This is a genomic window from Caballeronia sp. LZ016, from assembly GCF_031450805.1.
In the GTDB taxonomy this organism is placed as follows: domain Bacteria; phylum Pseudomonadota; class Gammaproteobacteria; order Burkholderiales; family Burkholderiaceae; genus Caballeronia.
The window spans coordinates 2,290,580-2,304,367 of sequence record NZ_JARTVY010000001.1; the positions used below are offsets into that span (position 1 = coordinate 2,290,580).

Below are 13,788 nucleotides of genomic sequence, written 5' to 3' on the forward strand. Positions count from 1 at the left end.
TCGGTGGCGATCTATATCGACACTTCGTTCCGATGCGGAATGGACGGCTGCGCGCCTTCCCGCGTCACGGCGAGCGCGGCGGCACGTTGACCGAACGCAATCGCATCGGCGACGGCGCTGCCTCGTGCGAGCTCGGCCGCGAATCCGCCGATGAAGGTATCGCCGGCGGCGGTGGTGTCGACGGCATCGACTTTCGGTGACGGCAAATGCCGGCCGTCGCCGTCGCCTTCGAGCAGCGCATACACGCCCTGCGCGCCCAGCGTCACGATGACGTTGCGCGCGCCCTTCCCCTTCAGCGCGTGCGCGGCGCGGCGGGCATCATCGGGCGTGGCGATGGCAGCGCCCGTCAGCGTGCCGGCTTCGAGTTCGTTCGGGATCAGGTAGTCGATGAGCGCAAACCAGTCGGCGGGCAACGCGCTCGCGGCGGGCGCGGGATTGAGAATCGTCGTGCGCCCGAGCCGTCGCCCTGCGGCGAGCGCCGCGCGCACGGTTTCCGCCGGCGTTTCGAGCTGGCAGACGATGACATCCGCCCGCGCCAGCATGTCTTCCTGCGCGACGATGCGCTCCGGCGTGACTTCGGCGTTGCTGCCCGCGACGATCACGATCGCATTCTGGCTCGCGTCATCGACGATGATGAGCGCGACGCCTGTCGGTGCGTGTTCGCTCGTGGCGAGCGCGGTGCAGTCGATGCCCTCCGCTTCGAGGCGGCCCTTGAGCGTCGCGCCGTTCGTATCGTTGCCGACGCAGCCGATCATCGCGACTTGCGCACCGAGGCGCGCCGCCGCGACGGCCTGATTGCCGCCCTTGCCGCCCGGCGCCTGCGCGTATGCGTGGCCCGCAAGCGTCTCGCCCGGCAACGGCAGGCGCGGCGCGCGCGCGACGAGATCCATGTTGAGGCTGCCGACCACGGTTACGCGGCCACGCGGGGCGCCGTTCGGCTGGGCTTTGTCGGTCATCGTGCTGAGTCCGTCGATCGAAGGGTTATTCCGCGCTCACCGCGAAAGTGCCGCCTCGCGGCGCGCGGCAGGCTTGCGGCGCGACCGTCGTCGATTCACGGCGCACGAGGCGCGGCGGCACGACGCGGCGGCGCGTCGGACCCGCCAGCTTACCCGTGATGCGCTCGATGAGGGTCTGCGCGGCCATTTCGCCGAGCGAGCGCACCGACTGCCCGACCGTCGACAGCGCGGGATAGGTGTAGCGCGACAGTTCGACATCGTCGAAACCGATGATCGAGCAATCGTCCGGCACGTTTATGCCGCGTTCCGCCGCCGCCCGCAGCGCGCCGATGCCCATCATGTCGTTGCACGCGAAGATCGCGGTCGGCTTCATCGAATCGAAAAGTTGCGAGGCCGCCGCGTAGCCGCCCGTCGCCGAGAAGTCGCTCTGAACGATCGCGTCCTTGCCGATCTCGACGCCGCGCTCCGCCATCGCGCGGATGAAACCGTGCAGGCGCATTGCGCTCACCGCCGTTCCCGCCGGTCCCGTGATGCAGCCGATATCCGAATGGCCGAGCTGCAGCAGATGCCTCGTCGCGCAGTACGCGCCCTTCTCATGGTCGATCTGCACGAGATCGGCCGAGATGCCCTCGATGTTTCTGTCGACGATCAGAAGCGGCTCGCGGGCGTTGGCGAGGCATTGCGCGAGCACCGCATCCTCGCCCGCCGATGCGATCACCAGCCCGTCGATGCGTTTCTCCTGCAGCACGCGCAGATAGTTGCGCTGTTTGGCGGGATCGTCGTCCGAGTTGCAGAAGAACACGCAGTAGCCGTTCTTCGCGCAGCCGTCCTCGACGCCGCGCGCCAGTTCCGCGAAGTACGGATTCGTCGCGTTCGGCACGAGCAGGCCGATGGTCGCCGTCGAACGCGCCTTCAGAGAACGCGCAACCGCCGACGGCACGTAGTCGAGCTCGCGGATCGCCCGCTCGACCTTCGCCCGCACGTCGGCGGACACCGGCCTCGAATTGTTCACTACGTGGGACACCGTCGTAAACGACACCCCGGCAATGGCTGCCACGTCTTTGATCGTCGCCATACATCGTCCTTCGCTTTTCTGGTCCAACTGCCTTATCGACCGGATGCGTTCCGCGCGCACGACCCTCCCGTACGCGATTGCCGCTCCCCGTTGCTTCCTTCGCGTGCAAACGGAAACGCCCGGTTCCTCTTTCTGCTTGTTTTACGTCGCCACGCTACGCCCGCGACGTCCTGCGAAACCTGCCCTCAGGCGCGCTTGCGCCTGCTGCGGTACGTGTCCAGCACGACCGCCACCACGATCACCGCGCCGGTGATGATCCGCTTCGTCGGCTCGTTTGCGCCGATCTGCGCGAGCCCCGCCGCGAGCACCGAGATGATGAGAACGCCGAAGAACGTGCTGATGACCGAGCCGCGCCCGCCCATCAGGCTCGTCCCGCCGATCACCACCGCCGCGATCACCTGCAGCTCCAGCCCCGCGCCGGCGTTCGGATCGGCGGCTTCGAGGCGTGAATTTTGAAACAACGCCGCGAGGCCGGACAGCGCGCCCATCAGCGTGAAAACGATTACCTTGTAGGGCCGCGGATCCACGCCCGCAAGTCTGACCGCTTCCTCGTTCGTGCCGATCCCTACCAGATATCGGCCGAAAATCGTCCGAGTCAAGACCCAATGCGCGACGATCATCACCGCGACCGCGATCAGGAACGCAGGCGAGATGCCGAACGCGATCGGGTTCGAGAGAAAGTCGAACGCATCGCCGATATACGCGGTGCGCGAGTTCGTCATCTGATACGCGAGCCCGCGCGCCGCTTCGAGCACGCCGAGCGACACGATGAACGACGGTATGCGCCACGCGACCGTGACGAGTCCCGTCACCGTGCCCGTCAGCGCGGCGGCGGCGAGGCCGATCAGCGCAGCCGGAAACGCCGGCCAGTGCCACCTGAGCGCGGCGACGCTCACCACCGACGCGCCCAGCGCCAGCACCGATCCCACTGAAAGATCGATCCCCGCGATGATCAGCACGAAGGTCATGCCGACCGACATCACGACGAGATCCGGTATCTGGTTCGCGATCGTGCTGAACGTGTCGTACGTCAGAAAGTGCGAACTCAGCACAGAAAACAGCGCGATCATCGCGGCGAGCGCGCCCGCCAGCCCGAGGTAATTCGAGAATCCGAGGCGCGTGCCGGCGCCCTTCGCGGTTTTCGGTGCATCGGCTGAGAGCTTCGCGTCGGTCTGGCCCGTCATTCAATGCTCCACGAAAGTGTCTTGTTCCGGCGGCTTCGCATCGGGCGCGAGGGGCTCGTGCAGAATCGCCTCGCGCTTCGCATAGCCCGCGAAGGCGGCCGCCAGCAGTGCGTCCTGCGTCCAGCCGTCGCGCTCGAAAATGCCCGTCATCCTTCCCGCCGACATCACGCCGATGCGGTCGCAGATCAGCATCAGCTCGCGCAGATCGCTCGATACGACGACGAGCGCCCGGCCTTCCCGGGCGAGCGCGCCCATCAGCCCGTAGATGTCGAATTTCGCGCCGACATCGATGCCGCGCGTCGGTTCGTCGAAAAGCAGCACGCGGCACGCTTCGCGGCCCTCGCGCGCGAGCCAGCGGCCGATCACCACTTTCTGCTGATTGCCGCCCGACAGTTCCGACACCGCCTGCGCGGGACCGGACGTACGCACGCGCATCGCGTCGATCTGCCGTTGCGCGAGCGACGCCTCGCGGCGCGTGTCGATCACACCACGCCGCGCCACCGCGCCCACGTTGCCGAGTGAAACGTTCGCGGCGATGGGCAGGCCGAGCAGCAGGCCCTCGCCCTTGCGGTCCTCCGTGATGAGCGCGATGCCGTGCTTCACCGCATCCGACGGCGACTGCACCTGCACCGGCTGCAACGTTTGCCCGTCGCGCGCAATCGACACCGTGCCCGCGTCCGCGCGATCCGCGCCGTAGACGAGGCGCATGAGCTCGGTGCGTCCCGCGCCGATCAGCCCGCTCACGCCAAAAATCTCGCCCGCGCGGACATCGAATGAAACGTCGCGCACGGCCTGGCCGCGCGTCAGGTGTTCCACTCTCAGCGCGATACCGCCGAGCCGCTTTTCGCCCAGGTCGATGCGCTCGCCCAGTTCGCGGCCGACCATCAGCGTGACGAGCTGCTCGCTCGACAGCGCGTCCATCGGACCGGCGTGCACGAGGCGCCCGTCGCGCAGCACCGCCACGCGCTCCGCGATGCGCCGCAATTCCTCCAGCCGATGCGAGATGTACACGAGCGCCACGCCGCGCGCCTTCAGCCGCGCGATCTGTTCGAACAGCAGATCGACTTCGCGGGCGGTGAGCATCGCGGTCGGCTCGTCGAGAATCAGCACGCGGCAGTCGCCGATCAGATTGCGCGCGATCTCCACCATCTGCTGATGGCCGATGCCCAGATCGCCGACGAGCGTGTCCGGATCGATCGCATCGAGCCCGACCTGCGCCATCGCGTGACGCGCGTCGCCGGCAAGACGCTTGCGGTCGATCCAGCCGAACTTCACGCGGCCCTTCTGCGGCAGCCGGTTCAGAAACAGGTTTTCGGCGACCGAGAGCGTCGGCAGCAGGTTCAGCTCCTGCATGACCATCCGCACGCCCTGCGCTTCCCCATCCGTGCGGCTTTGCGGCGCATACGGGCGGCCCGCCAGCGTCATCGTGCCCGTGGTCGGATCGGTGAGGCCGCCGATGATCTTCGACAGCGTGCTCTTGCCCGCGCCGTTCTCGCCCGTCAACGCAAGCGCCTCGCCGGGCCTGAGCCCGAGCGAAACGTCGGCCAGCACCGGCTCGACATAGGTCTTGCCGATGCCCGCGACCGTCAGCACGCAGGGGTCCGCATCGTTCATGTTGGCGTAGGGTCGGTCAAGGCTGGGTGAGCATCCTCGCTTCGTCAAACTTTCGAGCCGCGTCTCTCGTCCGCGCCCGTGCGTGTCTTAACGGCATGATGGCCGCGAACTTGAGGACGCACCGTTCGCGCCCACGCGCTCGCGGACCGGCGGATTACTTCGTCACCAGATCGACCGGCGTTTCCACCACGGTCGACAGTTGCGACTGCTTCTGATGGCCCGCGATCGCCTTCAGCGCGACATCGATGCCGAACACCGCCTGCTTCGCCGCATACTGGTCCGCGGTCGCGAGCACACGGCCGTCCTTCAGCATCGGCTTGATGGCGTTGATGTTGTCGTAGCCGACCACCTGGACCTTGCCCGTCTTGCCCGCGGCGCGCACCGCCGACACCGCGCCGATCGCCATGTTGTCGTTGCCGCAAAGCAGCGCCTTGACGTTCGGATTCGCGTTCAGGATCTGCGAGGCGACCGCGTTGCCCTTGTCGATTTCCCAGTCGCCCGATTGCAGCGCGACCACCTTCATGCCGCCCGCGTCCATCGCATCCTTGAAGCCGGCGGTGCGCTGCTGCGCGTTCGTCGTCGTCGACACGCCTTCGATGATGCCGACTTCGTCGCCCTTCTTGAGCCGCCTGGCGAGATAGTCGCCGACCTGGCGCGCGCCCTTGCGGTTGTCCGGTCCGACGAACGGCACGTTCAGGTCCTTCGACTTCAGCACGTCCTGATCGAGCCGGTTGTCGATATTGACGACGATGATTCCCGCATCCGCCGCCTTCTTGATGACCGGCACGAGCGCCTTCGAATCCGCCGGCGCGATGATGAGCGCATCGACCTTCGAGACGATCATCTGCTCGACGATGCGGATCTGCGCGGCGGTATCGGTTTCGTCCTTGATGCCGTTGGTGATGAGGTCGAACTTCGCCGCGTTTTTCTGCTGATAGTCCTTCGCGCCGGTTTCCATCGTCAGGAAGAATTCGTTGGCGAGCGACTTCATCACGAGCGCGACTCTCGGCTTCGCGGCGCCCTGCGCGAACGCGGACGACGATGCAAACGGCAACGCGGCGCATGCGGCCAGCGCGACGGCAGCCGACAAAACGCGGCGGCGAACGGTTGATTCCATGCGGATCTCCTCCAGTGCTTTCGTTTGTGTTGTCGGACGGGCGAAGCGGCACGGAACCGCGAATTGCAACGTTTGCCCGCCGTCGATTCTCGTAGCTGCCGGATGTGCGGTCAAATGGGGCTAACGTGTACGGAGTGCTCGATACAATCGCGGCGCTCAGAGCCCTTCGACCGACTCGCCTTCCACTTCGTTGTCGATGATCTTCCGTCCATATTCGATGCCGGCGCGCGTCGCATCGACGGGGCTGTCGAACGGTTCCTGGTCGGGCACGCCGAACATGGCCTCGCGTCCGCTTTCGCCCGCCGCGCTGCGCGAGATGGTCACGAAGATATCGAAGTGGCGCGGACCGTCGTCCGGCTCGCCGCGTTCGTGCGCGCGGCGCATGGCCTGCACGCGGATGTCGAAGCCCTTGTAGTGATCGGCGAGCGGCGTGGACATGGGGCGGCTCCTTCTATCGTGGATGAACGGCGCGCAATGCGCCCGACCGGCGACTCGACCTTACGAAACCCGCGACCACTCGTCGTCGCGAAAGGACGATGCAAGCGTGGCGTTGCAGCGGCGTCGAATGTGACCTTATCGCACACTTTGCAATGACCCGGTTTGCCATAATGCGCGGGCGGGTCATCGATACTCGCTGTCCTAACAAAAGAATTCACTTACTCAGGGAGCGTCCCCATGAACATGCGAGCTACTGCGCTCATCGCCGTGCTGAGTCTCACGCTCGGCGCGAATACGGCTTTCGCGGCCAACAGCCAGCAATCGAAGATGAGCGAATGCAACAAGCAGGCGGCCGACAAGAAAGGCGATGACCGCAAGGCCTTCATGAAGAGCTGTCTGTCGGCGACTCCGGCTGCAGCGGCGCCTGCCGAAGCTTCCGCACCGCTGACGCAGCAGCAGCGCATGACGGCGTGCAATGCGCAGGCATCCGGCAAGAAGGGCGACGACCGCAAGGCGTTCATGAAGAGCTGCCTGTCCACTGCCCCGGCTGCGGCCGCTTCCGAGCCGATGACCCAGCAGCAGCGCATGACGGCGTGCAACACCCAGGCGAGCGGCAAGACCGGCGACGATCGCAAGGCCTTCATGAAAAGCTGTCTGAGCAACAAGGGCTAAGCACCCTTCACCATTCGGCCGCGCCGTTCGCGCGCGGCCACCTTCCTTCCCTGCGTTCCTTTCCCTGCATGCCGGCCGATATTGCACTGCAACCAAGCAAGTGATTCGCGCCGCCGTCTTTTTCTCCTAAGATGGCGCGAAGGCGGCCCCTCGACAATACAAGAAATACGCCATCGGCCGCCGTTCGTCTAGCGCAGCGTTTCTGCTTCGCAAGGAGGCACGGATGGCATGGAAGCACAAGAACCGCTGGTTCCGCCGATGGCTCATGATCATCACCTTCTGGGCGGTGCCCGTGATGATCGTCGCGGTCAACGAGGCGCGCGAGGAGATGGCCTACAACCGGGTCGATCTTCAGAGGTCGCTTGCCACGTGGGAGTTGACCGATGCAGAGCGCGCGGCAGGCGCCGCGGTCCGCTGTCACGGCAATCCGGACGAGGCGCGCGCCGCCGGCTGTCCGGACGCCGTGCTCATCGCCAATGCGCCGAAGCATCAGGAAGCGCTCGACGAATACGCGCATCGCAAGGCGACGCTCGCCGATTATCTCTGGCATGCGTTCGTCGGCTACTGGGTGACGCCCGCAGCGTTTCTGCTCGTCGTCGGAATGACGATAGGCGCTATCCGGCGTGCGTTGAGACGTCCCACACAGGCGTCGCGCGCCGTTGCATCGACTCATCCGACGGAAGTAAAAACGACGGGCCATCCTTGAGCGTGCGCCGGGTACGGTCGTTGCTACTGGCAACGGCGGCGTTCCTGTAACACGCGCAAAAGGATGCGGCGCAATGGGTGCATGGCGGATATGACGCCGCGGCAAATTGGCCACGTGACCGGCCAGCTTTCAGATAACGTTCGGAAAACTTGACGTTTTGCCGCTGGCGTCATGCAATGAATGGAGATCGCCGATGTCCGCTTCGTGTGGCTTGGGCGCGTCGCCCGGGTCTCGCGTTTCGTTGCCGCTGTGCTATAACTTGGCGTGCCTCACCCTCCCGCTCTATGGGGTTTCCTAATTCCACGATGGAGAACAATGATGCAAAGACGAAACTTCATGCTCAAGTCGACGGCCGTGTTGGCGCTGGGAGGCCTCGCGCTTGCCGGTTGCACGACCAACTCGAACACGGGCGCTGAAAAAGCCGCCGGCACGGCTGACGACCGCCGCGCCATCGACGCCGACGTCGACGGCACCATCCAGCGTCTTTACACGACGGTTCGCGGCTCGCGCGAACTGGTGGCGAAGTCGCGCGGCATTCTCGTCTTCCCGTCGGTGATTCAGGCCGGCTTCATCGTCGGCGCGCAATACGGCAAGGGTTCGCTGCGTGTGGGCGGCAGCACCGTCGGCTATTACAGCACGACGTCGGGCTCGTTCGGCCTGCAAGCCGGCGCGCAATCGAAGGCCATCATCTTCCTGTTCATGACGCAGGACTCGCTCGACAAATTCCGCAATTCGGACGGCTGGGCCGCAGGCGTGGATGCATCGGTTGCGCTCGTGAAGATGGGTGCGAACGGCGCTGTCGATACGACCACCGCCACCGCGCCGGTCGAAGCATTCGTGCTGACCAACGCGGGCCTGATGGCCGATGTGTCGCTGCAGGGCACGAAGGTGACGCGCCTCAAGATGTAACGGGCGCCCGATTCGTTCACGGCACGAAGCATGACCGCCGTGTGGCGCGACGCGAGGGTCGCGCCACACGGCGGTTTTTTTGTTTCAGGTCGTCGCGCTATCGATCAGCTTGAACTTCGACCGCTTCTGCGCGCGCACCACGGCCCGATACGCATCGAGATACTGCCGCGCCATCCGGTGCGACGTGAAGCGCTCCTCGAAACGCCGGCGCACGCCCTCGCGCGGCAGCGTATGCAGCCGGTTCACCGCCGCGACCGCGCCGATCTCGTCCTCGACGATAAAGCCCGACACGCCCTCGTCCACCACCTCCGGCACCGCGCCTCGATTGAATGCGATGACGGGCGTCCCGCAGGCCATCGCTTCGATCATCGCGAGCCCGAACGGCTCCGGCCAGTCGATCGGAAACAGCAACGCGAGCGCGCCCGAGAGGAAGTCGGCTTTCTGGCTGTCGTTGATTTCGCCGATGTATTCGACATACGGCAGCTTCAAAAGCGGCGCGATCTCACGCTCGAAGTACTCGTGATCGGCGGCATCGACCTTGGCGGCGATCCTGATCGGCAGACCGCAGCGGCCGGCAATGCGAATCGCCGTATCGACGCGCTTCTCAGGCGAAATCCGTCCGAGAAACGCCAGATACTTGTGCTCGACCGGCTGCGGCACGTAAAGCTTTTCCGGTAGCCCGTGATAAACCGTCGACACCCACTTCGCCTGCGGCAGCGGATGCCGCTGCGCATCCGAAATGGACACGACCGGCGCGGTGTTGAACGTGTCGAACACCGGCTGCTGCTCCGGGAGATCGAGCCGCCCGTGCATCGTCGTGACGAACGGCGTTTCCTGGCGGTTGAAGAGCGAGAACGAGTAATAGTCCATGTGAAAATGCAGGACGTCGAACTCTTCGGCCCGGCGTCGCACCATTTCCATCAGCAGCATGTGCGGCGCGATGCGGTCGCGAATCGCAGGGTCGAGCCGCAGTGCGCGCGGCCAGACCGCTTCCAGCTTCGCGGTCGTCTGGGAATCGCCGGTTGCGAACAGCGTCACTTCATGCCCCAGTTCGACAAGCGCTTCGGTCAGATACGACACGACACGCTCCGTGCCGCCATAGAGCTTCGGCGGCACCGATTCGGTCAGCGGGGCGATCTGGGCAATTCTCATCGTTCGTCTCCATGCGTTTTCGACGTGTGCCGGGCGTGGACGCCCGGCTTTCCTGCCACGCGCATCGAGTATGACAGCAGGGTGTAAGCCGGACTAACGAGGTTTTGCCCTAGGCGTCGATTCGGCGCGATGGCTCATTATCGCGGGCGAACGGCGGCCAAACGCCGCTTCCTTGCACTTTCGAGGCGTTGTTACAGACGCGAAACACCCGTTTCGCGATCGCGTTACTTGCGCGGCACGTCGCGCAAATCGGCGAGGAAAGTGTCGCGCCAGACGCCCAGGTCGAACTTGCGCAACGCGGCCATGTTGGCGTGATAGCGTTGCTGCCGCTCGGCGAGCGGCATGGCGAGCGAGCGCGCGAGGGCGTCGCTCATGCCGACGACATCGTGCGGATTGACCATCACCGCGCCGGACAGCTCGCCCGCCGCCCCCGCGAATTGCGACAGCACCAGCACGCCCGGATCGTCCGGATTCTGCGCGGCGACATATTCCTTCGCGACGAGATTCATGCCGTCGCGCAGCGGCGTGACGAGCCCGATCTGCGATTCGCGAAACAGCGACATCAGCTTCCAGCGGTCGTATCGCTGATTCAGATAGCGAATCGGCGTGTAGTCGAGGCCGGAAAAGCGTCCGTTGATGCGCCCTGCTTCGTATTCGAGGTTCTGCCGGATCTGCTGATACGTTTCGACGTCCGAGCGCGTCGGCGGCGCGATCTGCACGAGCGTTACATTGCCGCGCCACTCCGGCGATTTCTCCAGAAAATGCTCGAACGCGCGAAAGCGCTCGACGAGTCCTTTCGAATAATCGAGCCGGTCCACGCTCATGATGAGCTTGCGGCCCTCGAGGCTTTGCTTCAGGTCCATCACGTCCTGCCGCGCCTCGCCGCGCTGCGCCTGTTCCGCGATCTCGTCCGGAAACACGCCGATGCGATACACGCCCGTCCGGAGCTTGCGCCCGAACGCTTCCACCTGCCCGTCGCTGCTCGCCTTGCCGTGCGCGTGCCGCACGATGTAGTCGTGGAACGCGATCTGATCGCCTTCGGTCTGGAAGCCGACGACGTCATAGCAGCACAGGGACCGCACGAGTTCCTCGTGCGGCGGAATGTTCAACAGAATCTGCGGCGACGGAAACGGGATGTGCAGAAAGAAGCCGATGCGGTTCGGGATGCCCGCGCTGCGCAGCGCTTCGGCGAACGGGATCAGATGATAGTCGTGCACCCAGATGACATCGTCGGGCTGCAGCAGCTTGATGAGCTTGTGCGCGAGCCAGGAGTTCACGCGCCGGTAGCCGGCGTACTCGTCGCGGTCGTAGACGGCGAGATCGTTGCGGTAGTGGAAGACCGGCCACAGCATCGCGTTCGAGAATCCGCGGTAATACTGGTCGTAGTCCTTCTTCGGCAAGCCGACGGTGGCGAACGTGACCGCGCCGTCCTGTTCGAGCGACGGCCCCTGATTCGCGATGGTCTCGCTCACCACGTCTCCGCTCCACCCGAACCAGACGCCGCCGCTGTCCTTCAGCGCGCCGAAGACGCCCACGGCGAGGCCGCCGGCGGAGCCCTTGGTTTCGGTCGGCGTGGCGACCCGGTTGGATACGACGACGAGACGGCTCATATGCATTCCTCTTGCGTTTTATTGTCCGATGCGGGGCGCGTCACGGCCCCGTTTCCGATTTTTCGACTAGCAAACGGCGTGCGGGTTTCAACGCGGGGCGCGGCGCGCATTCAACGAAGGGAAAGAAGAGACCGTGGGCGGCGTGGGACGGCCCGGCCCGCGGGACTCCCTGCAAACAATGATGCAACCGTCAGGCGGCGGTCAGCCGGCGAACGGCCTCGCCGCCTGACCGATCAGCGAAATCTCAACGCTCCGCCTTGCACGGAAACGCTTTGCCCAGCCCCAGCGAGACCATCGTAGTCGCGTTGAACGCCGCCTTGTCGGGGTTGTCGGCGATGTACTTGCGCACCGCATCCGTCAACTGTTGCGGCTTCACGTCGGCGGGCAGGCAGAAATACTGGCCGACCTGCGGCCCGGTGGTCCCGCCGATCGCTTCGATCGTGTTGTAGATGCCGTCTGCCGCGCCTTCGATATACGCGGCGCAGGCCGTACGCGAGTTGGGATCGGTCTTGGTACAGAGCGTGTTGAGATCGTGGCCGGTGAATGCGAACGCGCAAACCGGCGTTGCAAGGGCACAGGCAATGACGAATTCCCGCAGCATGATCTTCCTTTTATGTTGAGCGGCGGCTTGACGGGCGAAAGCTGTCAGGGCCCGCATCAGGCCCGAGCGCCCTTGCCCGGCGTTGCCCGGATTCATGTCGGCGTGACGGTACGGCGCGTCGTGCGCGTTATTTTGACCCATTTGCGCCGCTTTGCGGAGCGCCGCCCTGCATGGCGTCGAGGCGCGCCTGCAGGCCTTCCGCGACATCGCGCTCGTTGTACTTGCGCGCGAAATCCACGGCCGTCATGCCGAGTTGATTCTTCACGCGCAAGTCCGCGCCTTCATCGAGCAGCAGCTTGCACGTCGACAGATGCCCGCCGCGGGCGGCCATCATCAGCGGTGTCGTGCCGTTAGGCGATCCCGCGTCGATATACGCTGAATGGTCGAGCAGAATCTTGACGATATCGTCGTGTCCGTTGGTCGCCGCGTAATGCAGCGGCGTCCAGCCCTTCTTGTTGACTTCCGCTTCCTTCGCGATCAGCAGGTTGACGAAGGTTGCGTCGCCGTTGAGCGCCGCGAGCATCATCGCGTTCTCGCCGGCCGGATCGACTTTTTCGAGGTCGATGTTCGGGTTATCGGCAAGAAGCTGGCCGACTTTATCCGACTTCTCCCGCGCCGCGATGACGAGGATCGGCGCGCCGGTGTTGTCGACCGTATTCGGGTCCGCGCCCTGCGCGAGTTGTTTCCTGACCGCCGACACATCGTCGAATTTCACTGCCTTGATGAGCGAGTCCACGGACGCTGCCCACACGGGCTGCGCACACGCGCACGCCGCGACGAGCGCGCCTGCAAGGAGTCCGCGCATTGTCGAGCGCTTCGCCGCACGCTTCGCGCCGTTCGTCGTGGACTGAGTGGAAATCATCGGGGAATTGTTCATGGTGGACCTTCGCATTGCTTGATACAGGGGAATTACCGCGCTCCCGACCCGGAGCCTGGGGACGTTCAGGCCGAAGCCGTCGGCCGGGCAATCTTGAATAGCCGGAAAAAATTCTCGGTGGTGGCCTGCGCGACCGCTTCATCCGTCTCTTCGCGCAACTGCGCGATGAAGCGTCCGACATAGCTCACGTAAGCAGGTTCATTCGGCTTGCCGCGATACGGCACCGGCGCCAGATATGGCGAATCGGTTTCGATCAGCAGCCGCTCGAGCGGCACGCGCCGCGCGACGTCCTGCACGTCGGTCGCCTTCTTGAACGTGACGATGCCGGACAGCGAGATATGAAAGCCCTGCGCGAGCGCGGCTTGCGCGACGTCCCAGGGCTCGGTGAAGCAGTGCATGACGCCGCCCGGCACGCTCGCGCGCTCCTCTTCCATGATGCGCAGCGTATCTCCCGACGACGACCGCGTGTGGATGATGAGCGGCTTGCCCGTCGCGTGCGCGGCGCGAATGTGCGTGCGAAAGCGTTCGCGCTGCCATTCCATGTCGGCGATGCTGCGCCCTTCCAGCCGGTAGTAGTCGAGCCCGGTCTCGCCGATCGCGCACACCTTCGGATGCGCCGCGAGTTCGACGAGTTCGGCAACGCTCGGTTCCCTCATGTCCTCGTGATCGGGATGAACGCCGACCGACGCATAGACGTTCTCGTGCTGCTCGGCGATTGCAAGTACCGAGGGCAGCGTTTCCAGATCGACGGATACGCAGAGGGCATGCGTGACGGCGTGCTCGCGCATCTTGTCGAGCACGTCGGGCAGACGGTCGGCGAGGCCTTCGAAATTGATGTGACAGTGAGAATCGACGAACATCCGTGCTCCTTTCCTTC

The 13,788-nt window shown here is 64.9% G+C and carries 14 protein-coding genes; 3 read left to right on the top strand and 11 right to left on the bottom strand.

The features are described 5' to 3' along the window. Window positions 1–11: 11 nt before the first annotated feature. From rbsK to P9220_RS10900, 6 genes are all read right to left on the bottom strand, one after another. Complete coding sequence (gene rbsK, locus P9220_RS10875) at window positions 12–956, bottom strand: ribokinase (RefSeq protein WP_309764849.1); 945 nt, start codon at window positions 954–956, stop codon at window positions 12–14. Between the two features lie 25 nt (window positions 957–981). After that, a complete protein-coding gene (locus P9220_RS10880; RefSeq protein WP_309764850.1) occupies window positions 982–2,031 on the bottom strand; it encodes a LacI family DNA-binding transcriptional regulator in 1,050 nt (349 codons plus the stop codon). Window positions 2,032–2,216: 185 nt separating this feature from the next. Further along, window positions 2,217–3,215, bottom strand: a complete 999-nt coding sequence (locus P9220_RS10885; RefSeq protein WP_309764851.1) for an ABC transporter permease — start codon at window positions 3,213–3,215, stop codon at window positions 2,217–2,219. Further along, window positions 3,216–4,829 (bottom strand): sugar ABC transporter ATP-binding protein, encoded by a 1,614-nt coding sequence (locus P9220_RS10890; protein ID WP_309764852.1) that lies wholly within the window; start codon window positions 4,827–4,829, stop codon window positions 3,216–3,218. Window positions 4,830–4,983: 154 nt separating this feature from the next. Continuing rightward, window positions 4,984–5,946 (bottom strand): sugar ABC transporter substrate-binding protein, encoded by a 963-nt coding sequence (locus P9220_RS10895; RefSeq protein WP_309764853.1) that lies wholly within the window; start codon window positions 5,944–5,946, stop codon window positions 4,984–4,986. A 156-nt stretch (window positions 5,947–6,102) separates the two neighbouring features. Continuing rightward, window positions 6,103–6,384 carry a hypothetical protein gene (locus P9220_RS10900; RefSeq protein WP_309764855.1) on the bottom strand — a complete coding sequence of 94 codons (282 nt, stop codon included), beginning with the start codon at window positions 6,382–6,384 and terminating at the stop codon, window positions 6,103–6,105. 243 nt (window positions 6,385–6,627) lie between these two features. On the opposite strand from P9220_RS10900, the gene P9220_RS10905 reads away from it, so the two are divergent. The 3 genes from P9220_RS10905 to P9220_RS10915 all read left to right on the top strand — a co-directional run bounded on the left by P9220_RS10905 (window position 6,628) and on the right by P9220_RS10915 (window position 8,671). After that, window positions 6,628–7,056, top strand: coding sequence for a PsiF family protein (locus P9220_RS10905; RefSeq protein WP_309765463.1), 429 nt, complete (start codon window positions 6,628–6,630; stop codon window positions 7,054–7,056). A 223-nt stretch (window positions 7,057–7,279) separates the two neighbouring features. Then, window positions 7,280–7,762, top strand: a complete 483-nt coding sequence (locus P9220_RS10910; RefSeq protein WP_309764856.1) for a hypothetical protein — start codon at window positions 7,280–7,282, stop codon at window positions 7,760–7,762. A 318-nt stretch (window positions 7,763–8,080) separates the two neighbouring features. Continuing rightward, window positions 8,081–8,671, top strand: coding sequence for a YSC84-related protein (locus tag P9220_RS10915; RefSeq protein WP_309765464.1), 591 nt, complete (start codon window positions 8,081–8,083; stop codon window positions 8,669–8,671). 84 nt (window positions 8,672–8,755) lie between these two features. Here the strand turns inward: P9220_RS10915 and P9220_RS10920 are convergent, their stop codons facing one another. The 5 genes from P9220_RS10920 to P9220_RS10940 form a co-directional block, all read right to left on the bottom strand. After that, window positions 8,756–9,823, bottom strand: coding sequence for a glycosyltransferase family 4 protein (locus P9220_RS10920; protein ID WP_309764857.1), 1,068 nt, complete (start codon window positions 9,821–9,823; stop codon window positions 8,756–8,758). Between the two features lie 224 nt (window positions 9,824–10,047). Beyond that, the gene (gene otsA, locus P9220_RS10925) at window positions 10,048–11,433 is read right to left on the bottom strand and encodes an alpha,alpha-trehalose-phosphate synthase (UDP-forming) (protein ID WP_309764858.1); all 1,386 of its coding nucleotides are present in this window, start codon (window positions 11,431–11,433) and stop codon (window positions 10,048–10,050) included. A gap of 244 nt (window positions 11,434–11,677) precedes the next feature. Further along, window positions 11,678–12,034: a Rap1a/Tai family immunity protein gene (locus P9220_RS10930; protein WP_309765465.1), complete on the bottom strand. Its 357-nt coding sequence runs from the start codon at window positions 12,032–12,034 to the stop codon at window positions 11,678–11,680. A 127-nt stretch (window positions 12,035–12,161) separates the two neighbouring features. Beyond that, window positions 12,162–12,911, bottom strand: coding sequence for an ankyrin repeat domain-containing protein (locus P9220_RS10935; RefSeq protein ID WP_404989539.1), 750 nt, complete (start codon window positions 12,909–12,911; stop codon window positions 12,162–12,164). A 65-nt stretch (window positions 12,912–12,976) separates the two neighbouring features. After that, window positions 12,977–13,771, bottom strand: a complete 795-nt coding sequence (locus tag P9220_RS10940; RefSeq protein ID WP_309764859.1) for a TatD family hydrolase — start codon at window positions 13,769–13,771, stop codon at window positions 12,977–12,979. Window positions 13,772–13,788 lie beyond the last annotated feature (17 nt).

Excerpts from the sequence above, each read along its gene's own strand:
- rbsK (WP_309764849.1), bottom strand. The coding sequence starts at position 956 with ATGACCGACAAAGCCCAGCCGAACGGCGCCCCGCGTGGCCGCGTAACC.
- P9220_RS10880 (WP_309764850.1), bottom strand. The coding sequence starts at position 2,031 with ATGGCGACGATCAAAGACGTGGCAGCCATTGCCGGGGTGTCGTTTACG.
- P9220_RS10885 (WP_309764851.1), bottom strand. The coding sequence starts at position 3,215 with ATGACGGGCCAGACCGACGCGAAGCTCTCAGCCGATGCACCGAAAACC.
- P9220_RS10890 (WP_309764852.1), bottom strand. The coding sequence starts at position 4,829 with ATGAACGATGCGGACCCCTGCGTGCTGACGGTCGCGGGCATCGGCAAG.
- P9220_RS10895 (WP_309764853.1), bottom strand. The coding sequence starts at position 5,946 with ATGGAATCAACCGTTCGCCGCCGCGTTTTGTCGGCTGCCGTCGCGCTG.
- P9220_RS10900 (WP_309764855.1), bottom strand. The coding sequence starts at position 6,384 with ATGTCCACGCCGCTCGCCGATCACTACAAGGGCTTCGACATCCGCGTG.
- P9220_RS10905 (WP_309765463.1), top strand. The coding sequence starts at position 6,628 with ATGCGAGCTACTGCGCTCATCGCCGTGCTGAGTCTCACGCTCGGCGCG.
- P9220_RS10910 (WP_309764856.1), top strand. The coding sequence starts at position 7,280 with ATGGCATGGAAGCACAAGAACCGCTGGTTCCGCCGATGGCTCATGATC.
- P9220_RS10915 (WP_309765464.1), top strand. The coding sequence starts at position 8,081 with ATGCAAAGACGAAACTTCATGCTCAAGTCGACGGCCGTGTTGGCGCTG.
- P9220_RS10920 (WP_309764857.1), bottom strand. The coding sequence starts at position 9,823 with ATGAGAATTGCCCAGATCGCCCCGCTGACCGAATCGGTGCCGCCGAAG.
- otsA (WP_309764858.1), bottom strand. The coding sequence starts at position 11,433 with ATGAGCCGTCTCGTCGTCGTATCCAACCGGGTCGCCACGCCGACCGAA.
- P9220_RS10930 (WP_309765465.1), bottom strand. The coding sequence starts at position 12,034 with ATGCTGCGGGAATTCGTCATTGCCTGTGCCCTTGCAACGCCGGTTTGC.
- P9220_RS10935 (WP_404989539.1), bottom strand. The coding sequence starts at position 12,911 with ATGAACAATTCCCCGATGATTTCCACTCAGTCCACGACGAACGGCGCG.
- P9220_RS10940 (WP_309764859.1), bottom strand. The coding sequence starts at position 13,771 with ATGTTCGTCGATTCTCACTGTCACATCAATTTCGAAGGCCTCGCCGAC.